The sequence below is a fragment of the Citrobacter sp. Cpo142 genome (assembly GCF_030332425.1).
Lineage (GTDB): Bacteria > Pseudomonadota > Gammaproteobacteria > Enterobacterales > Enterobacteriaceae > Citrobacter > Citrobacter portucalensis.
In genome coordinates this window covers 325,307-349,700 of sequence record NZ_JAOWHW010000142.1, presented here as the reverse complement: position 1 = coordinate 349,700, position 24,394 = coordinate 325,307, and the positions used below count along the sequence as shown (strand labels likewise).

The following is a 24,394-nucleotide window of genomic DNA, read 5'->3' as shown; positions in this document are numbered from 1 at the left end:
CAAAATCACTACACTAACGCCGTTCTCAACGGGGTGCTATGCAATATGCTGGCTGAGAGATACCCGTCGAACCTGATCCGGATAATGCCGGCGAAGGGATTTGAGGCTTATCTCAAGTCCTTTGCCACCCAACTCTTGAGGTGCAAAGTGTTTAAAAAATGTCTTCCACTTTTACTGCTGTGCGCAGCGCCTGCCTTCGCTAAACCTGTACTGACCGTCTATACCTACGACTCGTTCGCAGCTGACTGGGGCCCGGGCCCGACAATCAAAAAAGCCTTTGAAGCTGACTGCAACTGCGAGCTAAAACTGGTCGCGTTGGAAGATGGCGTCTCGCTGCTTAACCGCTTGCGCATGGAAGGAAAAAACAGCAAAGCCGACGTCGTGCTGGGTCTGGATAACAACCTTCTGGAAGCCGCCACACAAACCAAACTGTTTGCCAAAAGTGGTGTTGCAAACGACGCCGTTAACGTGCCCGGCGGCTGGAAAAACGATACCTTCGTTCCGTTTGACTATGGCTATTTCGCCTTCGTTTATGATAAGAACAAGCTGAAGAATCCGCCCAAAAGCCTGAAAGAACTGGTAGAGAGCGACCAAAAATGGCGCGTCATTTATCAGGATCCGCGTACCAGCACGCCTGGATTGGGTCTGCTGCTATGGATGCAGAAAGTCTATGGCGATAAAGCGCCAGAGGCGTGGCAGAAACTGGCAGCCAAAACCGTCACCGTCACCAAGGGCTGGAGCGAAGCCTACGGCCTGTTCCTGAAAGGTGAAAGCGATCTGGTGCTCAGCTACACCACCTCTCCGGCCTATCACATCATCGCCGATAAAAAAGACAACTACGCCGCAGCCGACTTTAGCGAAGGCCACTATTTGCAGGTGGAAGTCGCCGCCCGTACTGCGGCCAGCAAGCAGCCGGAACTGGCCGAGAAATTCCTGAAGTTTATGGTGTCCCCGGCATTCCAGAATGCGATTCCGACCGGCAACTGGATGTATCCCGTGACGCAAGTCGCCCTGCCGCCAGGATTCGAGCAACTGAATAAACCGGCCACCGCGCTGGAATTTACGCCGCAGCAGGTTGCGGCTCAACGTCAGGCATGGATTAGCGAATGGCAACGCGCCGTCAGCCGTTAATCCCCGTCTGGTTGGTTCCAGGGCTTACCGCCGCCACGCTGATGGTGGCCGTTGCCCTGGCCGCATTTCTGGCACTGTGGTTTAACGCCCCGCAGGGAGAGTGGCTCTTGCTGTGGCAAGACGACTACCTGTGGCACGTGGTGCGCTTTTCTTTCTGGCAGGCTTTTTTATCCGCTGTGCTGTCGGTTGTCCCGGCGATTTTCCTCGCCAGAGCGCTCTATCGTCGTCGTTTTCCAGGACGTCTGGCGCTACTGCGTCTGTGCGCGATGACGTTAATCCTGCCGGTGCTTGTCGCGGTATTCGGTATTCTTAGCGTCTACGGCCGCCAGGGTTGGCTGGCCTCGCTCTGGCATACATTCGGGCTGGAGTGGACGTTTTCGCCATACGGTTTGCAGGGCATTCTGCTGGCGCATGTCTTTTTCAATCTGCCGATGGCCAGCCGCCTGCTGTTACAGTCGCTGGAGAATATTCCCGGCGAACAGCGGCAGTTAGCCGCTCAGTTGGGTATGCGTGGCTGGCATTTCTTCCGTTTTGTTGAATGGCCGTGGCTGCGTCGTCAGATCCTGCCCGTCGCGGCACTCATCTTTATGCTGTGCTTCGCCAGCTTCGCCACCGTTCTGTCGCTTGGCGGCGGGCCACAGGCCACCACCATCGAGCTGGCTATCTATCAGGCGCTGAATTTTGATTACGATCCTGCCCGCGCAGCCATGCTGGCGTTGATCCAGATGGTTTGTTGTTTGGCGCTGGTGCTCCTCAGTCAACGTCTGAGCCGCGCGATTGCTCCCGGTGCTACCCTGGTACAAGGCTGGCGCGATCCCGACGATCGCCTGCACAGCCGACTGGCTGATGCAATCCTGATTATTCTTGCCCTGTTGCTGTTACTGCCGCCGTTGCTGGCGGTGATTATCGATGGCTTAAACCGCCATGTTCTGGATGTACTGATGCAGCCAGTGCTGTGGCAGGCGCTGGGAACCTCGCTGCGCATCGCATTAGCAGCAGGAGCGTTATGCGTCGTACTCACCATGATGCTGTTATGGAGCAGTCGTGAACTTCGTGCCCGACAGCAACTGCTGGCAGGTCAGATGCTGGAGTTGAGCGGCATGATGATCCTCGCCATGCCGGGCATCGTGTTAGCTACCGGCTTCTTTCTGCTGCTCAATAACACCATTGGGCTTCCCGAATCTGCCGACGGTATTGTTATTTTTACCAATGCGTTGATGGCGATCCCTTATGCACTGAAGGTGCTGGAAAACCCAATGCGTGACGTCACTGCGCGCTACAGTATGTTGTGTCAGTCGTTAGGCATTGAGGGATGGTCGCGCCTGAAAGTGGTTGAACTGCGCGCCCTGAAGCGCCCGCTGGCGCAGGCGATGGCGTTTGCCTGCGTCCTGTCGATTGGCGATTTTGGCGTAGTGGCGTTATTTGGTAATGAGGATTTCCGTACCCTGCCATTTTATTTATATCAGCAGATTGGCTCTTATCGCAGTCAGGATGGCGCGGTTACGGCGTTATTACTGCTGATCCTGTGCTTTACGCTGTTTACCGTTATTGAGAAATTGCCGGGTCGAAATGTTAAAACTGATTGATATCACATGGCTTTATCATCATTTGCCTATGCGCTTTACGCTGTCGGTCGCGCGCGGTGAGCAAATAGCTGTACTCGGGCCCAGCGGCGCCGGGAAAAGTACGCTTTTGAATCTGATTGCCGGCTTCCTCACGCCCGCCAGCGGTACCATGATGATTGACGGTGAAGATCACACCACCACGCCGCCCTCACGCCGTCCCGTTTCCATGTTGTTTCAGGAAAATAACCTGTTCAGCCACCTGAGCGTGCAGCAAAACATCGGCCTGGGCCTGAATCCGGGATTGAAGCTGAACGCATCGCAGCGGGAGAAAATGCACCACATCGCCCAACAAATGGGGATCGACTCACTGCTGGAGCGACTCCCCGGCGAGCTTTCCGGCGGGCAGAGACAGCGCGTGGCGCTGGCGCGTTGCCTGGTGCGGGAACAACCTATTTTACTGCTTGATGAACCATTCTCTGCGCTCGATCCTGCGCTGCGCCAGGAGATGCTAACGCTGGTCGCCGAGGTCTGTCGCGAGAAGCAGTTGACGTTACTGATGGTTTCTCACAGCGTAGAAGATGCGGCGCGAATTGCGTCCCGCTCAATTGTAGTCGCCGACGGGCGCATCGCCTGGCAGGGCAAAACGGACGATCTGTTAAGCGGCAACGCCAGCGCCTCGGCGCTATTGGGCATTAAAGCATAATGCGTTGCCGGGTGACGGCGTGAATGCCTCATCCGGCAAAGGTATCGTCAGTAACCCACCACTTTGCGCAGAATATCGATATACACCGGCATCAGCGGATGACGCAGCAACGCCACCAGCGCAACCACGCCGATCCCGAGCGTCAACGGCGCCAGATACAGCAAACGGCTGCGGGGGAAATACGCCGTTAAGCGATCGACAGCCGCTTTGCCACTGCGCCACAGGCGCCAGCACAGCCAACCACCGACCCATAGCAACACCGCCGTCGCCAGCAGCAACCATTTAAAATCCCCGCTCTGCATATCAGAAGGGATATCAATTGCCGCTCCCGCCAGGATCCCCGGCAGGAAGTAGAACGGTGGCCACAGCACGCAGCCAATAATATTCGGGACGATAAATTTAGCGACAGGCAGATCCAGCATGCCTGCAACCATCGGCACCAGCGGGCGCGTCGGTCCGACAAAACGCCCCACCAGAATAGTAAACATGCTGTGCTGATGCAGGGCGTGCTCGGTTTTATCCAGCAACGCCTTGTTCTTTTTCATGAACGACCAACGGTGCAATGGCTTTTTAAAGCGCCAGCCCAACCAGAAGGAGATCCAGTCCCCCAACAGACAGCCGACGATGCCCGCAAGCCAGGCATGCCAGAAGTTCAGTTCGCCGCTGCCAATCAGCGCGCCCAACCCCGCCATCATCACGGTCCCGGGCAGAATCAGACCAACCAGCGCCAGCGACTCCAAAAAAGCCACCAGAAGTACGGCGATCAGAGAGTACAGGGCGGACTGGAGAATAAAGTGTTCCAGCAATGCTTGCATAATGTGTCCGTCAAATTTACGAAGCAGGGATTTTGATAACCCCTCTCAACTTCGTCAAGCCATCAATTGTCTGAATAAATTGCGAGTTATGACAACTTTCAGGATACATCATTCACTTTTTATTCACATCCTGCACGAAACTCGCTCGGACTGGCACCGGTACATTTTTTGAAAACACGAGAGAAATAGAGCTGATCGTCAAAGCCAACATTGCGACCTACGGTGGCGATAGGCATACGTGTGGTACTCAGCAGTAACTTCGCCTGGCTGATGCGCTGATCCTCGCGCCAGCTCAAAACGCTGATACCCAGCTGCTGACGGAACAGATGCGACAAACGGGAAGGCGACAGGCAGACGTGCTGCGCGACGCTGGCGATATCAAAATTGCTGTCCGCCAGGTGATCGCTGATGTACTGACAGGCATCGCGGACGCGGTTGTCCATGGGAGGGTGTAGCGATTCATTGATGGCTTCCATACGTCGGAGCAACAACTGTTCCAGTAAATTAATCGCCAGCAGTTCGGAATAGCGGCCTTCTCCCTGCCCGGCGTTAATTATCTGCCCAAACAGCTCGTTAAAATGCGGCTGATGTGCTTCATCCGGGCGGAAAAAACCGGTCTGGCCAAAAATGGCCGGCCAGGTCAGCCACTCCTGCCAGTAGGCGCGCGGGCGAAAGTAAACCCACTGGTGATACCACTCGCTGGCATCAGGATGGCGCCCGTAGTGGTGAATTTCTCCAGGTGGAAACAACAGAATATCGCCAGGCCGGCAGACAAACTGCTTGCCCTGATTATTGATAACCCCTTCGCCACGGATGGTGAGATTGAGGATATAACCCTTCATACCCAGCGGCCTGTCGATAAAAAAATCCAGGTATCCGTTCGCCTCAATGGGGGTTAATCCGGCCACCAAATGCGCGTTAAACGAATAACCTGGCAACAGGGGATCGTTTTGCGTTTCAGCCATAATTTCAATACTCCCTACGTCCTGCCAAGAAACAATTTGTCCATATTACGCCAGACATCATCGCTGTCGCCCCTGCGGGCCGCTGTATTTGCGGCAATGGACCACCAACCCCGCTTGTGAAAAGCTCTTTGTAAAAAACATGTACTACGCCAACGTCAAAATCGGCTAACAAAAGTGTCTATAACTACGGCAGAAATGTCCACATTGATTATTTGCACAGCGTCACACTTTGTGATGCAACAGCATTTTAGTCCATAAGATTAGCGGATCCTGCCTGACGGTTTTTATCGCTACTCACTACTGTTTATCCATACCCGTATTTTTGGATGGAGTAAGACGATGGCGATTGCAATTGGCCTCGATTTTGGTAGTGATTCAGTACGCGCTTTGGCGGTGGAATGTGCCACCGGCGAAGAGATCGCCACCAGCGTTGAGTGGTACCCACGTTGGCAGGAAGGGCAATATTGCGATGGCCCAAACAACCAGTTTCGCCATCATCCGCGCGACTACATTGAATCCATGGAAGCGGCGCTGAAAACCGTACTGACCGAACTGAGCGCTGAGCAGCGCGCGGAAGTGGTCGGTATTGGCGTTGACAGTACCGGCTCAACCCCGGCCCCCATCGATGCAGACGGTAATGTACTGGCGCTGCGTCCGGAGTTCGCGGAAAACCCGAATGCGATGTTTGTCCTGTGGAAAGATCACACCTCAGTAGAAGAAGCCGAAGAAATCACCCGCCTGTGCCATACACCGGGCAAGATCGATTACTCCCGCTATATCGGCGGCATTTATTCCAGCGAATGGTTCTGGGCCAAAATCCTGCATGTAACTCGTCAGGACCACGCAGTTGCCGAAGCTGCGGTTTCGTGGATTGAGCTATGCGACTGGGTTCCGGCCCTGCTCTCCAACACCGTACGCCCACAGGATATTCGTCGCGGTCGCTGCAGCGCCGGGCATAAATCTCTGTGGCATGAAAGCTGGGGTGGTCTGCCGCCAGCCAGTTTCTTTGACGAACTCGACCCCATCCTCAACCGCCATCTGCAATACCCAATGTTTACCGATACCTTCACCGCGGATCTGCCGGTTGGCACCCTGTGCGCCGAGTGGGCACAGCGTCTTGGACTACCGGAAAGTGTGGTGATTGCAGGCGGTGCTTTTGACTGTCATATGGGCGCGGTCGGCGCAGGTGCACAGCCTAACACGCTGGTGAAAGTCATCGGCACGTCAACCTGCGACATTCTGATTGCCGATAAGCAAAGCGTTGGCGAGCGTGCGGTGAAAGGCATTTGCGGCCAGGTTGATGGCAGCGTGGTGCCGAATTTTATTGGCCTCGAAGCTGGTCAGTCTGCATTCGGTGATATCTATGCCTGGTTTAGCCGCGTGCTGAGCTGGCCGCTGGAACAGCTTGCCGTACAGCATCCGGAACTGCAGACCCAGATTAAAGCCAGTCAAAAACAGCTGCTGCCTGCACTCACCGAAGCATGGGCGAAAAATCCATCACTGGAGCATCTGCCGGTCGTGCTCGACTGGTTCAACGGTCGCCGTACGCCCAATGCCAACCAGCGTTTGAAAGGGGTGATTACCGATCTGAACCTGGCAACCGACGCGCCAGCGCTGTTCGGTGGTCTGATTGCCGCCACCGCCTTTGGCGCGCGCGCCATTATGGAATGCTTCACCGAACAAGGCATTGCGGTTAACAACGTGATGGCGCTTGGCGGTATCGCGCGCAAGAACCCGGTCATCATGCAGGCCTGCTGTGACGTGCTGAACCGTCCGCTACAGATTGTCGCTTCAGACCAGTGCTGCGCACTCGGTGCGGCTATCTTCGCCGCCGTTGCCGCGAAAGTACACGCCGATATCCCTGCCGCTCAACAGCAGATGGCAAGCGCCGTGGAAAACACGCTGCAACCTCGCCCAGAGCAGGCTCAACGTTTTGAACAGCTTTACCGCCGCTATCAGCAGTGGGCAGTAAGCGCTGAACAGCAATACCTTCCGACTGCCGCTCCGGCGCAACAAGCCCCGGTAGATCTGGCAACCCTGACACATTAAGGACACGACAATGACGATTTTTGATAACTATGAAGTGTGGTTTGTGATTGGTAGCCAGCATCTGTATGGCCCTGAAACCCTGCGTCAGGTAACCCAACATGCCGAGCACGTCGTTAACGCACTGAATACTGAAGCCAAACTGCCCTGCAAGCTGGTATTAAAACCGCTAGGCACTTCCCCTGATGAGATTACCGCTATCTGTCGTGACGCAAATTACGACGATCGCTGTGCAGGGATGGTGGTCTGGCTGCATACCTTCTCCCCGGCAAAAATGTGGATTAACGGCCTGACTATTCTCAACAAGCCGCTGATGCAGTTCCACACCCAGTTCAACGCCGCCCTGCCGTGGGACAGCATTGATATGGACTTTATGAACCTGAACCAGACTGCGCACGGCGGTCGTGAGTTCGGCTTCATCGGCGCGCGTATGCGTCAGCAGCATGCCGTGGTCACCGGTCACTGGCAGGATAAACAAGCGCACGAACGCATTGGCTCCTGGATGCGCCAGGCCGTGTCCAAACAGGATACCCGCCACCTTAAAGTCTGCCGTTTTGGCGACAACATGCGTGAAGTTGCGGTCACCGATGGCGATAAAGTCGCTGCGCAGATCAAGTTCGGCTTCTCGGTAAACACCTGGGCCGTGGGCGATCTGGTGCAGGTAGTGAACGCAATTAGCGACGGCGAAATCAACGCGCTGATCGATGAGTACGAAAGCACCTACACCATGACTGCGGCGACGCAAGTCCACGGTGAAAAACGTCAGAACGTCCTGGAAGCGGCCCGTATTGAACTGGGGATGAAGCGCTTCCTGGAACAGGGCGGATTCCACGCCTTCACTACCACATTTGAAGATTTACACGGCCTGAAACAGCTCCCTGGTCTGGCCGTACAGCGTCTGATGCAGCAAGGCTACGGCTTTGCGGGCGAAGGCGACTGGAAAACCGCCGCTCTGCTTCGCATCATGAAGGTGATGTCAACCGGTCTGCAGGGCGGCACCTCATTTATGGAGGATTACACCTACCACTTCGAGAAAGGCAACGATCTGGTGCTCGGCTCGCACATGCTGGAAGTGTGCCCGTCCATCGCGGTGGAAGAGAAACCGATCCTCGACGTACAGCACCTCGGCATTGGTGGTAAAGACGATCCTGCCCGTCTGATCTTCAACACCAAAACCGGCCCGGCAGTGGTTGCCAGCCTGATCGATCTCGGCGATCGCTATCGCCTGCTGGTTAACTGCATCGACACGGTACAAACGCCGCACTCCCTGCCAAAACTGCCTGTCGCTAACGCGCTGTGGAAAGCTCAACCGGATCTGCCAACCGCTTCTGAAGCCTGGATCCTGGCCGGTGGCGCGCACCACACCGTGTTCAGCCACGCGCTGGATCTGAACGATATGCGCCAGTTTGCTGAAATGCACGATATCGAGATCGCGGTGATCGATAACGATACCCGCCTGCCGGCCTTTAAGGACGCGCTGCGCTGGAACGAAGTGTATTACGGCTTCAAACGTTAACAACTGCCGGATGACGGCGTAAACACCTTATCCGGCCTACAAGAATGTGCGATTTGTAGGCCGGATAAGCGTAGCGCCATCCGGCAAGATTCATCGGAGAGCATCATGTTAGAAGATCTCAAACATCAGGTACTGGAAGCCAATCTGGCGTTGCCTAAGCACAATCTGGTCACCCTGACCTGGGGGAATGTCAGCGCCGTCGATCGCGAGCGCGGCGTGTTTGTGATTAAACCTTCGGGAGTCGATTACAGCGTAATGACCGCCGACGATATGGTGGTAGTCAGTATCGCCACGGGTGAAGTTGTTGAAGGTACGAAGAAACCTTCCTCAGATACCCCAACACACCGTTTGCTGTATCAGGCATTCCCGACCATTGGCGGTATTGTTCACACCCATTCGCGTCATGCAACCATCTGGGCGCAGGCGGGTCAGTCGATTCCGGCAACGGGGACCACCCATGCGGACTATTTCTACGGTTCGATTCCCTGCACACGGAAAATGATCGACGAAGAAATCAACGGCGAATATGAATGGGAAACCGGCAACGTGATCGTTGAAACCTTTGAGAAACAAGGTATTGACGCCGCGCAGATGCCTGGCGTGCTGGTGCACTCTCACGGTCCGTTTGCCTGGGGAAAAAATGCCGAAGACGCGGTGCATAACGCCATCGTGCTGGAAGAAGTCGCCTATATGGGGATCTTCTGTCGCCAGCTCGCGCCGCAATTGCCGAATATGCAGCAAACCCTGTTAGATAAACATTATCTGCGTAAACACGGTGCTAAAGCGTATTACGGGCAGTAACCTCTTCTGAGCATGACAACTGTATAAAATCACAGCTAATCTATCAGAACCAGGCTATAATAATGCCTGGTTTTTTGATGGATACGCAGCGTGGCGCAAGCAGGTTTTATTTTAACCCGGCACTGGCGGGACACCCCACAGGGAACTGAGGTCTCATTCTGGCTGGCTACAGACAATGGGCCGCTGCAGGTCACGCTCGCACCTCAGGAGTCGGTCGCGTTTATTCCCACCAGTCAGGTTCCTCGCGTGACGTCATTATTACGCACTGAAAACGGCTATCGCCTGACGCCGCTGCAATTGCAAGACTTCCACCGCCAACCCGTTTCCGGACTGTATTGCCGCTCACATCGCCAGCTCATGCGGTTGGAAAAATTGCTGCGCGAAAACGCAGTCACCGTCTATGAGGGCGACGTACGCCCACCTGAGCGGTATCTCATGGAGCGCTTTATCACCTCCCCTGTTTGGGTCGAAGGCGACAGACATAATGACATGCTGGTCAATGCCCGCCTGAAGCCGAACCCTGACTATCGACCACCGCTAAAATGGGTATCGCTGGATATCGAAACCACGCGCCACGGCGAACTCTATTGCATCGGTCTGGAAGGCTGCGGGCAGCGTATTGTCTACATGCTCGGCCCGGCAAACGGCGACGCCTCTACGCTGGATTTTGAACTTGAGTACGTTGCAAGCCGCCCGCAGTTGCTGGAAAAACTCAATGACTGGATTGCCCGTCACGATCCTGATGTGATAATCGGCTGGAACGTCGTGCAATTCGATTTACGCCTCCTGCAACAGCACGCCGAACGTTACCGCATTCCCCTGCGTTTTGGCCGTGATAGCAGCGAGCTTGAGTGGCGCGAGCATGGCTTCAAAAACGGCGTATTCTTCGCTCAGGCTAAAGGCCGCCTGATTATCGATGGTATTGAGGCACTCAAATCCGCATTCTGGAATTTCTCGTCATTTTCACTGGAAACAGTGTCACAGGAGCTGCTGGGCGAAGGGAAGTCGATTGATAATCCGTGGGACAGAATGGACGAAATCGACCGCCGATTTGCCCAGGATAAGCCCGCGCTTGCCACCTACAATCTCAAAGACTGTGAACTGGTCACGCGCATTTTTCACAAAACCGAGATCATGCCATTTCTGCTGGAACGATCGACGGTCAACGGTCTGCCGGTCGACCGGCACGGTGGTTCAGTTGCCGCCTTCGGACATCTCTACCTGCCACGAATGCACCGGGCGGGTTATGTGGCGCCGAATCTGGGTGAAGTCCCCGCGCACGCCAGTCCCGGCGGCTACGTGATGGACTCACGCCCAGGCTTATACGACTCGGTACTGGTGCTGGATTACAAAAGCCTGTATCCCTCAATAATTCGTACTTTTTTAATCGATCCGGTGGGGCTTATCGAAGGGATGGCGCAGCCGAATCCGGAACACAGCACCGAAGGTTTCCTTGACGCCTGGTTTTCACGCGAAAAGCACTGCCTGCCTGAAATCGTTACTCAGATCTGGCACGGGCGCGAAGAAGCAAAACGCCGTGGCAATAAGCCACTCTCGCAGGCGTTGAAAATCATCATGAACGCATTTTACGGCGTGCTGGGCACCACTGCCTGTCGCTTTTTCGACCCGAGACTGGCCTCGTCCATTACCATGCGCGGCCATGCGATCATGCGCCAGACCAAAGCGTTAATTGAGGCTCAGGGTTACGATGTCATTTATGGCGATACCGACTCGACCTTTGTCTGGCTGAAAAAGGCGCACTCAGAAGACGATGCAGCCCGAATTGGTCGGGAACTGGTGAGCTATGTCAACACCTGGTGGGCGCAATCGCTGAAGCAACAAAATCTGACCAGCGCGCTGGAACTGGAATTTGAAACCCATTTTTGTCGCTTTCTGATGCCGACCATTCGCGGTGCAGATACCGGCAGTAAAAAACGCTATGCGGGGATGATTCAGGACGGTGCTGAGCAACGTATGGTGTTTAAGGGACTGGAAACGGTACGAACCGACTGGACGCCGCTGGCCCAACAGTTTCAGCAGGAGCTATACCTGCGAATTTTTCGTAACGAACCTTATCAGGAGTTTGTTCGCGAGACTATTGACCGTCTGATGGCCGGTGAAATGGATGAACAACTGGTGTACCGCAAGCGCCTGCGTCGCCCGTTAAGTGAATACCAGCGAAATGTTCCACCACACGTTCGCGCTGCGCGGTTAGCCGATGAGCAGAATGTAAAGCTGGGGCGTCCGCCACAGTATCAGAATCGCGGAACCATAAAATATGTCTGGACGGTCAATGGCCCAGAACCTGTTGATTATCAGCTATCTGTGCTCGATTACGAGCATTATCTGACCCGCCAGATCCAACCCGTTGCCGAGGGAATTCTTCCCTTTATTGACGATAATTTTGCTACACTACTCACAGGACAACTGGGGTTATTTTGACGCGTGACGAAACCGCCGCCATCCAGTACCATAGCGCCCTTTCCATTCCTGGACCCATTTAACACCACTACCACTGATTTATTAGCCTGGTAGCGGGGTCGTATGCTCTCAATAACGGGGACTAGCCCGGAAAATGACGAGTATTGCCTGCAATTAAAGATATAGAGCCGAACATATATGCCTTTTACACTTGGTCAACGCTGGATCAGCGATACAGAAAGCGAATTGGGACTTGGTACTGTTGTCGCCATGGATGCGCGAACCGTCACTTTACTTTTCTCATCGACGGGCGAAAACCGTCTGTATGCGCGCAGTGATTCCCCCGTGACCCGCGTGATGTTCAATCCTGGCGATACGATAACAAGCCATGAAGGCTGGCAACTGCATGTCGATGAAGTAAAAGAAGAAAACGGCCTGCTTGCCTATATCGGAACCCGCCTGGATACTGAAGAAACCGGTGTCACGCTGCGTGAAGTACTGCTCGACAGCAAACTGGTATTCAGTAAACCACAAGATCGCCTGTTTGCCGGCCAGATTGACCGTATGGATCGCTTTGCTCTGCGCTATCGCGCACGTAAATTTCAGAGCGAACAATACCGTATGCCGTGGAGTGGTTTGCGTGGTCAACGTACCAGCCTGATTCCTCACCAGCTGAACATTGCCCATGATGTTGGCCGTCGTCATGCCCCTCGCGTTTTACTGGCAGATGAAGTGGGTTTAGGTAAAACCATTGAAGCCGGGATGATCCTGCATCAACAACTGCTGTCCGGCGCCGCAGAGCGCGTGCTGATCATCGTCCCAGAGACATTACAGCACCAGTGGCTGGTCGAAATGCTGCGCCGCTTCAACCTGCGTTTTGCACTGTTTGATGATGAGCGTTATGCAGAAGCGCAGCACGACGCCTACAACCCGTTTGAAACCGAACAACTGGTCATCTGCTCGCTGGACTTTGCCCGTCGTAATAAACAGCGTCTGGAGCACCTGTGTGACGCCGAGTGGGATCTGCTGATTGTCGATGAAGCCCATCACCTGGTATGGAGCGAAGACGCGCCCAGCCGCGAATATATGGCCATTGAACAACTGGCAGAACGTGTGCCGGGCATCCTGCTGCTAACCGCTACACCGGAACAGCTGGGCATGGAAAGTCACTTCGCGCGCCTGCGCCTGCTGGACCCGAGCCGTTTCCACGATTTCGCCCAGTTTGTTGAAGAGCAAAAAAATTATCGTCCGGTCGCCGACGCCGTCGCGATGCTACTGGCAGGCAACAAGCTGAGTAACAATGAGCTGAACATGTTAGGCGACATGATTGGCGAGCAGGACATTGAGCCGCTATTGCAGGCGGCAAACAGCGACAGCGAAGACGCACAGAGCGCGCGTCAGGAGCTGGTTTCGATGCTGATGGACCGCCACGGCACCAGCCGCGTCCTGTTCCGTAACACCCGTAACGGCGTGAAAGGCTTCCCGAAACGCGAGCTGCACACCATCAAGCTGCCGCTGCCGACCCAATACCAGACGGCGATTAAAGTCTCCGGCATTATGGGCGCGCGTAAAAGTGCAGAAGACCGGGCGCGCGACATGCTCTACCCGGAACAGATTTATCAGGAATTCGAAGGCGACACCGGCACCTGGTGGAACTTTGACCCGCGCGTGGAATGGCTGATGGGCTACCTGACCAGCCACCGCTCGCAAAAAGTGCTGGTTATCTGCGCGAAAGCCACTACCGCGCTTCAGCTGGAGCAGGTTCTGCGCGAGCGCGAAGGTATCCGCGCCGCCGTATTCCATGAAGGGATGTCGATCATTGAGCGTGACCGCGCCGCAGCATGGTTTAGCGAAGAAGATAGCGGTGCCCAGGTAATGCTGTGCTCTGAAATCGGCTCCGAAGGGCGTAACTTCCAGTTCGCCAGCAATCTGGTGATGTTTGACCTGCCGTTCAACCCGGATCTGCTGGAACAGCGTATTGGCCGTCTGGACCGTATTGGTCAGGCGCATGATATTCAGATTCACGTTCCGTACCTGGAAAAAACCGCGCAATCTGTGCTGGTGCGCTGGTACCACGAAGGTCTGGATGCGTTCGAACACACTTGCCCGACCGGCCGTACCATCTATGACACGGTCTATAACAATCTGATCGGCTACCTGGCTGAACCAGAAAATACCGAGGGCTTTGACGATCTGATCAAAACCTGCCGCGACCAGCATGACGCGCTGAAAGCACAGCTGGAGCAAGGTCGCGATCGCCTGCTGGAGATCCACTCTAACGGCGGCGAAAAAGCGCTGGCACTGGCTGAGAGTATTGAAGAACAGGACGACGATACCAGCCTGATCGCCTTCGCCATGAACCTGTTTGATATCGTCGGTATTAATCAGGATGACCGTGGCGACAATTTGATCGTGCTGACGCCGTCCGATCATATGCTGGTGCCGGATTTCCCTGGGCTGCCGGAAGATGGCTGCACCATTACGTTCGAGCGCGATGTCGCCCTGTCGCGTGAAGATGCACAATTTATTACCTGGGAGCATCCGCTGATCCGCAATGGTCTGGATCTGATCCTCTCCGGCGACACCGGAAGCAGCACTATTTCGTTGTTGAAAAACAAAGCATTACCTGTTGGTACACTGCTGGTTGAGCTGGTCTATGTTGTTGAAGCGCAAGCACCGAAACAACTGCAGCTAAACCGCTTCCTGCCACCAACGCCGGTACGCATGCTGCTGGATAAAAACGGCAATAACCTTGCTGCACAGGTGGAGTTCGAAACCTTTAACCGTCAGCTCAGCGCCGTTAACCGCCACACCGGCAGCAAACTGGTCAACGCCGTGCAGCAGGATGTTCATGCCATTCTGCAACTCGGTGAAGCGCAGGTGGAAAAATCAGCCCGCGCGCTGATCGACGCAGCGCGTAAAGAAGCTGACGAGAAGCTGACGGCAGAACTTTCCCGTCTCGAAGCGCTGCGTGCCGTTAACCCGAACATCCGTGATGACGAACTTAGCGCAATCGAAAGCAACCGTCAGCAGGTGATGGAAAGCCTGGATCAGGCGGGCTGGCGTCTCGATGCCCTGCGCTTGATCGTCGTGACGCATCAGTAACGGAGCCATACATGGGGATGGAAAACTACAATCCGCCGCAGGAACCCTGGCTGGTCATCCTGTATCAGGATGAACACATTATGGTGGTCAACAAGCCGAGCGGCTTGTTGTCTGTGCCAGGTCGTCTGGATGAGCACAAAGACAGCGTGATGACGCGTATTCAGCGCGATTATCCGCAGGCTGAATCCGTGCATCGTCTGGATATGGCCACCAGCGGCGTGATTGTAGTCGCGCTAACCAAAGCGGCAGAGCGCGAGCTAAAACGCCAGTTTCGCGAGCGCGAACCGAAAAAGCAGTATGTTGCACGCGTCTGGGGGCATCCCGCTCCGGCCGAGGGTCTGGTTGATTTGCCGCTGATTTGTGACTGGCCAAACAGGCCAAAGCAAAAAGTGTGTTATGAGACCGGGAAATCGGCGCAGACAGAGTATGAAGTCGTGGAGTTCGCAGCGGATAACACCGCCCGGGTGGTGCTCAAACCCATTACCGGACGCTCCCACCAGCTGCGTGTGCATATGCTGGCTTTAGGGCATCCGATCCTGGGCGACCGCTTCTATGCTCCGCCGGAAGCTCTGGCGTTAGCGCCGCGCCTGTTGCTGCATGCAGAGATGTTAACCATCACGCATCCCGAATACGGCAACAGTATGACGTTTAAAGTCCCGGCGGATTTTTAAATTCTGAGCCAATTTATGCCGGGGGCGCTTCGCTTGCCCGGCCTACATTCATTAACGTAGGCCGGATAAGGCGCTAGCCGCATCCGGCAATTCAATCACTTGAATCCTTTTTGATCCTTAATCAGCTCGTAAGCTTTTTGGATTTCCTGCGCTTTTTGCTTCGCCATTTCCATCATCTCTGGCGGCAGACCTTTCGCAACCAGTTTGTCCGGATGGTGCTCGCTCATCAGCTTACGGTAAGCCCGCTTTATGGTAGTCGCATCGTCGGTCGTTTTCACACCCAGCACATTGCAGGCGTCTTCCAGCGTCGGTCCACGTTGCGCCTGCTGCCAGCCACCGCTGCCAGACTGCTGCTGATATCCGCCGCCAAACTGTGCGCCGCCCTGCATCATGCGCAGGAACTGATCAAATTGGGTGCGTGAGATCCCCAACTCCTCAGCAATCACATACAGCACTTCACGTTCGTTAGGATGCAACGACCCATCGGCAAATGCCGCCTGGATCTGAATCTCCAGAAACATGCGGATCAGATCGAATCGACCAAAACAGACGCTGCGAAACTGACGCATCTTTTCACGTAATGGGTAATTATCCGATTTTCCTACCCGGAAGGCATGTTGTGCTGCCGTTCGCGAGTCACCGTGCAAATTCATCCGATCCATCAACTGGCTGGCGATATGAATATCGGCTTCCGTGACGCGACCTTTGGATTTGGTCAGATGTCCCATCACCTCAAAAGTGGTGGCAAAAAACAGCGCCTGGCGTTCACGTTGGTTGGCAAACCACGCCATTTTGCGCATGCGGGCTTTGTCGAACATGTGGCCAACTAACAGCCCCAGAACCACACCCCAGAAGCCGCCGCCCATCATTAAGGCCACGGCTACACCAATTATCTTTCCCCAATACTGCATAGACTCCCCAAATCTTTCCGCTCTCAGCCAGGCTATGTCCCACAATATAAGGTGCTTTTACCGATTTACGGCTGCGGTCAATTGTGGGACATCGCCTATAATTTGCATTATCATACCTGTCATTCAATGCCGTGCCTAACACCACAAACGCTATACCCGTTGGATTTCGAGTTGCAGCAAGGCGGCAACGTAGTGAGTCCCCTGGAGCTTACCCATGTAAGTGACTGGGGTGAACAAGGAAGACAACGAAGATGCAGCTTGAAAGGTGGCAGGTATAAAATGGGCAGGATTAATACTAGCGAAGTGAAGATGAGATAAGTTAGGCTGTGACCGTTTGTCACGCGCGACGCTACTGATGATGGAACAATAAATACAACGTATGAAAAAACGTATTCCCACTCTTCTGGCCACCATGATTGCCAGCGCCCTCTATAGCCATCAGGGCCTGGCAGCCGATCTCGCCTCACAGTGTATGCTGGGCGTGCCGAGCTATGACCGTCCTCTGGTACAGGGCGAGACTAATGAGTTACCCGTCACCATCAATGCCGACAACGCAAAAGGGAATTATCCCGATGACGCGGTGTTTACCGGCAACGTGGATATCGCACAGGGTAACAGCCGCCTGCAGGCCGACGAAGTGCAGCTTCATCAGAAGCAGGCTGAAGGCCAGCCGGAGCCAATTCGTACCGTCGATGCGCTGGGCAATGTCCATTATGACGACAATCAGGTTATTCTGAAGGGACCGAAGGGCTGGTCTAATCTGAATACCAAAGATACCAACATCTGGGAAGGTGATTACCAGATGGTCGGCCGTCAGGGGCGCGGGAAAGCTGACCTGATGAAACAGCGTGGGGAAAACCGTTATACTATTCTGGAAAACGGTAGCTTTACCTCATGTCTGCCGGGTTCCGATACCTGGAGCGTCGTCGGTAGCGAAGTTATCCACGACCGTGAAGAACAGGTCGCAGAGATCTGGAACGCCCGTTTTAAACTGGGTCCGGTTCCGGTCTTTTATAGTCCTTATTTACAGTTACCCGTCGGCGATAAGCGCCGTTCCGGTTTCCTGATCCCGAACGCAAAATATTCCACCAATAACTATTTTGAGTTCTACCTCCCGTATTACTGGAACATTGCGCCCAATATGGACGCCACCATCACGCCGCACTATATGCACCGTCGCGGCGGGATCATGTGGGAGAACGAATTCCGCTACCTCACCCAGGCGGGTGCGGGCTTGATGGAGTTCGACTATCTGAATTCCGATAAAGTGTACGAGGACGAACATCCGAATGATGACAATTCACGTCGCTGGCTGTTCTACTGGCAGCACGCCGGTGTACTGGACCAGGTGTGGCGTTTCAACGTCGACTACACCAAGGTCAGCGACACCAGCTACTTTAACGATTTCGATAATAAATACGGTTCCAGTACCGACGGCTACGCCACGCAGAAATTCAGCGTCGGCTACGCGGTACAAAACTTTGACGCCACGGTATCGACCAAGCAGTTCCAGGTCTTCGACGCACAAAACAGTAATAGCTACTCTGCGCAGCCGCAGTTAGACGTCAACTACTACCAAAACGACGTCGGTCCGTTTGATACCCGGATTTATGGTCAGGCGGTCCATTTCGTCAATACCAATGACAACATGCCGGAAGCCACGCGTGTTCACCTTGAACCGACGATCAATCTGCCGTTGTCGAATAACTGGGGCAGTATCAATACCGAAGCGAAGCTGCTGGCAACGCACTATCAGCAGACCAATCTGGATTGGTACAACAACAACCCGAGTAACGTTAACAAGCTCGACGAGTCAGCCAACCGCGTCATGCCGCAGTTTAAAGTTGACGGCAAAATGGTATTCGAGCGCGACATGCAAATGCTGGCACCGGGCTATACCCAGACGCTGGAGCCGCGCGCGCAGTACCTGTACGTCCCATATCGTGACCAAAGTCATATCTATAACTATGACTCCTCCCTGCTGCAATCTGACTACAGCGGCCTGTTCCGTGACCGTAGCTATGGCGGCCTGGACCGTATTGCTTCTGCCAACCAGATGACGACCGGGGTCACATCTCGCGTTTATGATGACGCAGCCGTTGAACGTTTTAATATTTCTGTGGGTCAAATCTACTATTTCACCGAGTCTCGCACTGGCGATGACAACATTAAATGGGAGAATGACGACAAAACGGGCTCACTGGTATGGGCAGGCGACACCTACTGGCGCATCTCCGATCGTTGGGGTTTACGCAGTGGGATCCAGTACGACACGCGTCTGGACAGCGTTGCAACCAGCAGCAGCAGTATTGAATACCGTCGCGATGAAAACCGGATGCTGCAATTGAACTACCGTTACGCCAGTTCGGAGTATATCCAGGCTACTTTGCCGTCTTACTACTCTACGGCAGATCAGTATAAAAACGGGATTTCGCAGGTGGGCGCGGTAGCAAGCTTCCCGATTGCTGAGCGTTGGTCGATTGTCGGTGCTTACTACTTCGATACCAACGTGAACAAAGAAGCAGATTCAATGTTGGGCTTACAGTACAACTCCTGCTGTTACGCCATTCGCTTTGGCTACGAGCGTAAGCTGAACGGTTGGGATGACAAAATGCAGCACGCGATTTATGACAACACTATCGGCTTTAATATCGAACTCCGCGGCCTGAGCTCAAACTACGGTCTCGGCACGACTCAAATGTTACGTTCGAACATTTTGCCGTATCAAAGCGCTTTATGATCTGATTGATTTACAACGTAATCCGCATTGCGGTTAATTGAAATGGAAAAAGTATGAAGAACTGGAAAACGCTGCTTCTCGGTATCGCCATGATCGCGAATACCAGTTTCGCTGCCCCACAGGTAGTCGATAAAGTCGCAGCCGTCGTCAATAACGGCGTCGTTCTGGAAAGCGACGTCGATGGCTTAATGCAGTCAGTAAAACTGAATGCAGGTCAGGCAGGTCAGCAATTACCGGATGACGCCACGCTGCGTCATCAGATCCTGGAACGTTTGATCATGGATCAAATCCTCCTGCAAATGGGTCAGAAGATGGGGGTGAAAATCTCTGACGAGCAGTTGGATCAGGCTATTGCCAACATCGCCAAGCAGAACAACATGACGCTGGATCAGATGCGCAGCCGTCTGGCACAGGATGGCTTAAGCTATTCAACCTATCGTAGCCAGATCCGCAAAGAGATGACCATCTCTGAAGTGCGTAACAACGAAGTTCGCCGTCGCGTCACTATCCTGCCTCAGGAAGTGGATGCCCTGGCGCAGCAGGTAGGCAACCAAAACGATGCCAGCACCGAGCTGAACCTGAGCCACATTCTGATCCCATTACCAGAAAACCCAACGTCCGACCAGGTTAACGCGGCTGAAAGCCAGGCGCGCTCTGTTGTTGATGAAGCGCGTAACGGTAGTGATTTCGGAAAACTGGCTATTACTTATTCCGCTGACCAGCAGGCGCTGAAAGGCGGTCAGATGGGTTGGGGACGTATTCAGGAGCTGCCGGGTATCTTTGCCCAGGCGTTAAGCACTGCGAAAAAAGGCGATATCATTGGCCCAATTCGTTCCGGTGTCGGCTTCCACATCCTGAAAGTCAACGATATGCGTGGCCAAAGCCAGAGCATCTCCGTGACTGAAGTTCATGCTCGCCACATTCTGCTTAAGCCGTCGCCGATCATGACCGATCAGCAGGCGCGTCTGAAGCTGGAACAAATCGCGGCAGATATTAAGAGCGGTAAAACTACCTTCGCGGCAGCCGCTAAAGAGTTTTCTCAGGATCCAGGCTCTGCCAACCAGGGCGGCGATCTGGGCTGGGCTGCAGCGGATATTTTCGACCCTGCTTTCCGCGATGCGCTGACCAAACTTAACAAAGGCCAGATGAGCGCCCCGGTGCACTCCTCTTTCGGTTGGCATCTGATCGAACTGCTGGATACGCGTAACGTTGATAAAACTGACGCAGCGCAGAAAGACAGAGCTTACCGTATGCTGATGAACCGTAAATTCTCGGAAGAAGCAGCAACCTGGATGCAGGAACAGCGCGCCAGCGCTTACGTTAAAGTTCTGAGCAACTAATGACTCGTGCTCAACGCGTTGTTATCACTCCCGGCGAACCCGCCGGGATTGGCCCGGACCTGGTGGTTCAACTCGCCCAGCGCGAGTGGCCTGTAGAACTCGTTGTCTGTGCGGATGCAGCACTCCTCAATGACCGGGCAGCGATGCTCGGTTTACCGCTTTCACTCCTCCCATACTCTCCAGATACCCCAGCCAAACCGCAATCAGCAGGCACATTGACGCTGTTACCGATTGCGCTGCGGGCACCTGTTGTCGCGGGTCAGTTGGCGGTAGAAAACGGGCAATATGTGGTGGATACGCTGGCTCGCGCCTGCGATGGTTGTCTGCAAGGTGAGTTTGCGGCGCTGATCACCGGCCCGGTTCACAAGGGCGTTATCAATGACGCTGGCGTCCCGTTTACCGGACATACCGAGTTTTTTGAAGAGCGCTCACAGGCAAAGAAAGTTGTTATGATGCTGGCGACCGAAGAGCTGCGCGTTGCCCTGGCAACCACGCATTTGCCGCTCAGAGCCGTTGCCGACGCCATTACGCCCGCCCTGCTTCAGGAAGTGATCGGCATTTTGCATCATGATTTACGCACCAAGTTCGGCATTGCCGATCCGCATATTCTGGTGTGCGGTCTTAACCCGCATGCTGGTGAAGGCGGTCATATGGGAACGGAAGAGATAGATACCATCATTCCGGTACTCGATGAACTGCGTGCGCAGGGAATGAAATTAAACGGTCCGCTGCCCGCAGATACGCTGTTTCAGCCCAAATATCTCGACCACGCGGATGCCGTGCTGGCAATGTACCACGATCAGGGTCTCCCCGTGCTAAAATACCAGGGATTTGGTCGCGGTGTGAATATCACGCTGGGCCTGCCCTTTATTCGCACATCCGTCGATCACGGCACCGCACTTGAACTCGCGGGCCGTGGACAAGCAGATGTCGGCAGTTTTATTACGGCGCTTAATCTCGCCATCAAAATGATTGTTAATACCAATGAATAATCGAGTCCATCAGGGCCATTTAGCCCGTAAACGTTTCGGGCAGAACTTCCTCAACGATCAGTTTGTGATCGAAAGTATTGTCTCTGCTATCAACCCGCAGAAAGGTCAGGCTATGGTCGAAATCGGCCCGGGTCTGGCGGCATTGACCGAACCAGTAGGCGAACGTCTGGACAAGCTCACGGTCATTGAACTCGACCGCGATCTGGCAGCACGCCTACAGACACACCCGTTTTTAGGGCCTAAGCTGACGATTTATCAGCAAGATGCCATGACCATGAACTTCGGCGAACTGGCACAAACGATGGGACAGCCGCTGCGCGTATTCGGCAACCTGCCGTACAACATCTCCACGCCGCTCATGTTCCATCTTTTTTCCTATACTGATGCCATTGCCGACATGCATTTCATGTTGCAAAAAGAGGTGGTCAATCGTCTGGTTGCAGGGCCAAACAGTAAAGCGTATGGTCGATTAAGCGTCATGGCGCAGTATTACTGCAATGTGATCCCGGTACTTGAAGTACCGCCTTCCGCATTTACGCCAGCGCCTAAAGTTGATTCAGCCGTTGTGCGTCTGGTCCCTCATACGACGATGCCGTACCCGGTTAAAGATGTTCGTGTGCTGAGCCGTATTTCCACCGAAGCGTTTAATCAGCGCCGTAAAACGGTACGTAACAGTCTCGGCAACCTGTTTAGCGTTGAAGTACTGACAGAGCTGGGCATTGATCCGGCGATGCGAGCGGAAAATATCTCTGTCGCGCAATACTGCCGGATGGCTAACTATCTGTCAGAAGACGCGCCATCGAAGGAGAGTTAAACATGATCAATTCGCCCCGAGTGTGCATTCAGGTACAAAGCGTCTACATTGAGGCGCAATCCTCACCTGATGATGAACGTTACGTTTTTGCTTACACCGTAACTATCCGCAATTTGGGGCGAGCGCCTGTGCAGCTATTGGGGCGTTATTGGTTGATCACTAATGGTCATGGCCGCGAAACCGAAGTTCAGGGTGAAGGCGTGGTTGGCGTCCAGCCCCACATCGAACCCGGCGAAGAGTACCAGTACACCAGCGGTGCGGTGATTGAAACACCGCTGGGCACCATGCAGGGTCATTACGAAATGATCGATGAACAAGGCATCGCCTTTACCATCGATATTCCCGTATTCCGACTCGCCGTTCCAACACTCATTCATTAAAACAATAACTATGGCGACATACCTTATTGGCGACGTTCACGGTTGTTACGATGAACTGGTAGCCTTGCTGCATCAGGTAGACTTTAATTCCGAAAAAGACACCCTATGGCTCACCGGCGATCTGGTCGCTCGTGGACCGGGCTCGCTGGACGTTTTGCGCTACGTGAAATCACTGGGCGACAGCGTGCGGTTAGTATTGGGTAATCACGATTTACACCTGCTGGCCGTATTCGCCGGTATCAGTCGTAATAAACCTAAAGACAGGGTCACATCGCTGCTCGAAGCACCGGATGCCGACGAATTACTTAACTGGCTCCGCCGTCAACCGCTGTTGCAGGTAGACGAAGAGAAGAAGCTGGTGATGGCGCATGCCGGTATCACCCCACAGTGGGACCTGCAGACGGCAAAAGACTGTGCTCGCGATGTTGAAGCCGTGTTGTCGAGCGACTCGTATCCCTTCTTCCTTGATGCGATGTACGGCGACATGCCCAATAACTGGACCCCGGAACTGACCGGGCTGGCGCGCCTGCGTTTTATTACCAACGCCTTTACCCGCATGCGTTACTGCTTCCCTAACGGTCAGTTGGATATGTACAGCAAAGAGTCACCAGAAGACGCACCTGCTCCGCTGAAGCCGTGGTTTGCCATTCCTGGACCTGTCAGTGAAGCGTACAGCATTGCATTTGGGCACTGGGCATCGCTGGAGGGTAAAGGCACGCCAGAAGGTATTTACGCGCTGGATACGGGGTGTTGCTGGGGAGGCGATCTCACCTGTCTGCGCTGGGAAGACAAACAGTACTTCGTGCAGCCGTCAAATCGCCATCTGAATCTGGATCCTGGCGAAGCGGTCAACGCCTGATAGGTTTATGCCTGATGGCGCTACGCTTATCAGGCCTACATCTGGCACAAAAGTAGGCCGGATAAGGCGTTTCACCGCCATCCGGCACTTACAGTATTAACGACGTTCCAGAATCTCGAAGCAGTAGCTGTGAGAGTTTTGCGCGTCGGCATCGTGGAATTCACTGAACACCGACTCCCAGTCATCCGGTTCGTAGTCCGGGAAATGCGTATCCCCTTCCACTTCCGCATCAATATGCGTCAGATACAGTTTCTGCGCTTTTGGCAGGAACTGCTCATACACACGCCCACCGCCAATTACCATAATTTCAGGTTCATCGCCGCAGGCCGCAATTGCTTCATCCACAGACTTCACCCACTGCACGCGATCGTCGGTGCCTGGCTTACTGCTGATGACGATATTTTTACGCCCAGGTAACGGTCGCCCGATGGATTCCCAGGTGTGGCGTCCCATGACAACCGGCTTGTTTAAGGTATTACGTTTAAACCAGGCGAGATCGGCAGGGAGGTTCCACGGCATGGCGTTCTCCATACCGATGACGCGATCTACCGCTAACGCCGCAATCAGACTGATCATTGAATATTTCCCGGATACAAAAAAATTGTCGCCACTATACGGA

General features: G+C 54.2%; 19 protein-coding genes and 1 riboswitch. Of the genes, 15 read left to right on the top strand and 4 right to left on the bottom strand.

All coding sequences use genetic code 11. The features are described from left to right. Positions 1-19 precede the first annotated feature (19 nt). A riboswitch (TPP riboswitch) is annotated at positions 20-117 on the top strand. A 30-nt stretch (positions 118-147) separates the two neighbouring features. Genes thiB through thiQ form a run of 3 tightly spaced genes read left to right on the top strand, consistent with a single transcriptional unit; the run spans position 148 to position 3,399 of the window. Continuing rightward, positions 148-1,131 carry a thiamine ABC transporter substrate binding subunit gene (gene thiB, locus OGY18_RS22885; protein WP_008786184.1) on the top strand — a complete coding sequence of 328 codons (984 nt, stop codon included), beginning with the start codon at positions 148-150 and terminating at the stop codon, positions 1,129-1,131. Continuing rightward, positions 1,107-2,717, top strand: a complete 1,611-nt coding sequence (thiP, locus tag OGY18_RS22880) for a thiamine/thiamine pyrophosphate ABC transporter permease ThiP (RefSeq protein WP_286554500.1) — start codon at positions 1,107-1,109, stop codon at positions 2,715-2,717. The genes thiB and thiP overlap by 25 nt, the downstream gene beginning before the upstream one ends. Next, positions 2,701-3,399, top strand: coding sequence for a thiamine ABC transporter ATP-binding protein ThiQ (thiQ, locus tag OGY18_RS22875; RefSeq protein ID WP_003829583.1), 699 nt, complete (start codon positions 2,701-2,703; stop codon positions 3,397-3,399). Before thiP ends, thiQ begins: the two co-directional genes overlap by 17 nt. Positions 3,400-3,446: 47 nt before the next feature. Here thiQ and OGY18_RS22870 read toward each other — a convergent pair whose 3' ends face one another. Both OGY18_RS22870 and araC read right to left on the bottom strand, forming a co-directional pair. Continuing rightward, positions 3,447-4,214 (bottom strand): DedA family protein, encoded by a 768-nt coding sequence (locus OGY18_RS22870; RefSeq protein WP_286554497.1) that lies wholly within the window; start codon positions 4,212-4,214, stop codon positions 3,447-3,449. A gap of 119 nt (positions 4,215-4,333) precedes the next feature. Continuing rightward, entirely contained in the window at positions 4,334-5,179 is an 846-nt protein-coding gene (gene araC, locus OGY18_RS22865) for an arabinose operon transcriptional regulator AraC (RefSeq protein ID WP_003829586.1), read from the bottom strand. 339 nt (positions 5,180-5,518) lie between these two features. Between araC and araB the strand changes: the two genes are divergently transcribed. The 6 genes from araB (at position 5,519) to rluA (ending at position 15,739) form a co-directional block, all read left to right on the top strand. Continuing rightward, positions 5,519-7,228, top strand: a complete 1,710-nt coding sequence (gene araB, locus OGY18_RS22860) for a ribulokinase (protein ID WP_148362457.1) — start codon at positions 5,519-5,521, stop codon at positions 7,226-7,228. A 10-nt stretch (positions 7,229-7,238) separates the two neighbouring features. Further along, positions 7,239-8,741, top strand: a complete 1,503-nt coding sequence (araA, locus tag OGY18_RS22855; protein WP_003829590.1) for an L-arabinose isomerase — start codon at positions 7,239-7,241, stop codon at positions 8,739-8,741. A gap of 105 nt (positions 8,742-8,846) precedes the next feature. Next, positions 8,847-9,542 carry an L-ribulose-5-phosphate 4-epimerase gene (gene araD, locus OGY18_RS22850; RefSeq protein WP_126319269.1) on the top strand — a complete coding sequence of 232 codons (696 nt, stop codon included), beginning with the start codon at positions 8,847-8,849 and terminating at the stop codon, positions 9,540-9,542. A 90-nt stretch (positions 9,543-9,632) separates the two neighbouring features. Next, positions 9,633-11,984 (top strand): DNA polymerase II, encoded by a 2,352-nt coding sequence (gene polB / locus OGY18_RS22845; protein WP_286554493.1) that lies wholly within the window; start codon positions 9,633-9,635, stop codon positions 11,982-11,984. A gap of 177 nt (positions 11,985-12,161) precedes the next feature. Beyond that, complete coding sequence (rapA, locus tag OGY18_RS22840; protein WP_286554492.1) at positions 12,162-15,068, top strand: RNA polymerase-associated protein RapA; 2,907 nt, start codon at positions 12,162-12,164, stop codon at positions 15,066-15,068. An 11-nt stretch (positions 15,069-15,079) separates the two neighbouring features. Next, positions 15,080-15,739 (top strand): bifunctional tRNA pseudouridine(32) synthase/23S rRNA pseudouridine(746) synthase RluA, encoded by a 660-nt coding sequence (rluA, locus tag OGY18_RS22835; RefSeq protein ID WP_003018849.1) that lies wholly within the window; start codon positions 15,080-15,082, stop codon positions 15,737-15,739. A 95-nt stretch (positions 15,740-15,834) separates the two neighbouring features. Here rluA and djlA read toward each other — a convergent pair whose 3' ends face one another. Next, positions 15,835-16,650, bottom strand: a complete 816-nt coding sequence (gene djlA / locus OGY18_RS22830; protein ID WP_003829600.1) for a co-chaperone DjlA — start codon at positions 16,648-16,650, stop codon at positions 15,835-15,837. A gap of 379 nt (positions 16,651-17,029) precedes the next feature. On the opposite strand from djlA, the gene lptD reads away from it, so the two are divergent. From lptD to apaH, 6 genes are read left to right on the top strand one after another with little or no spacing between them, the layout of a single operon-like run. Next, entirely contained in the window at positions 17,030-19,390 is a 2,361-nt protein-coding gene (lptD, locus tag OGY18_RS22825) for an LPS assembly protein LptD (RefSeq protein ID WP_286554491.1), read from the top strand. Positions 19,391-19,443: 53 nt separating this feature from the next. Next, a complete protein-coding gene (surA, locus tag OGY18_RS22820; RefSeq protein WP_003829603.1) occupies positions 19,444-20,730 on the top strand; it encodes a peptidylprolyl isomerase SurA in 1,287 nt (428 codons plus the stop codon). Then, positions 20,730-21,722: a 4-hydroxythreonine-4-phosphate dehydrogenase PdxA gene (pdxA, locus tag OGY18_RS22815; RefSeq protein ID WP_126319277.1), complete on the top strand. Its 993-nt coding sequence runs from the start codon at positions 20,730-20,732 to the stop codon at positions 21,720-21,722. Before surA ends, pdxA begins: the two co-directional genes overlap by 1 nt. Further along, entirely contained in the window at positions 21,715-22,536 is an 822-nt protein-coding gene (gene rsmA, locus OGY18_RS22810; RefSeq protein WP_286554488.1) for a 16S rRNA (adenine(1518)-N(6)/adenine(1519)-N(6))-dimethyltransferase RsmA, read from the top strand. The genes pdxA and rsmA overlap by 8 nt, the downstream gene beginning before the upstream one ends. Before the next feature lie 2 nt (positions 22,537-22,538). Continuing rightward, complete coding sequence (gene apaG / locus OGY18_RS22805) at positions 22,539-22,916, top strand: Co2+/Mg2+ efflux facilitator ApaG/CorD (RefSeq protein ID WP_003018867.1); 378 nt, start codon at positions 22,539-22,541, stop codon at positions 22,914-22,916. 10 nt (positions 22,917-22,926) lie between these two features. Then, positions 22,927-23,775 (top strand): bis(5'-nucleosyl)-tetraphosphatase (symmetrical) ApaH, encoded by an 849-nt coding sequence (apaH, locus tag OGY18_RS22800; RefSeq protein WP_003829612.1) that lies wholly within the window; start codon positions 22,927-22,929, stop codon positions 23,773-23,775. A 96-nt stretch (positions 23,776-23,871) separates the two neighbouring features. Here the strand turns inward: apaH and folA are convergent, their stop codons facing one another. After that, positions 23,872-24,351 (bottom strand): type 3 dihydrofolate reductase, encoded by a 480-nt coding sequence (gene folA / locus OGY18_RS22795; RefSeq protein ID WP_003018873.1) that lies wholly within the window; start codon positions 24,349-24,351, stop codon positions 23,872-23,874. Positions 24,352-24,394: the final 43 nt, after the last annotated feature.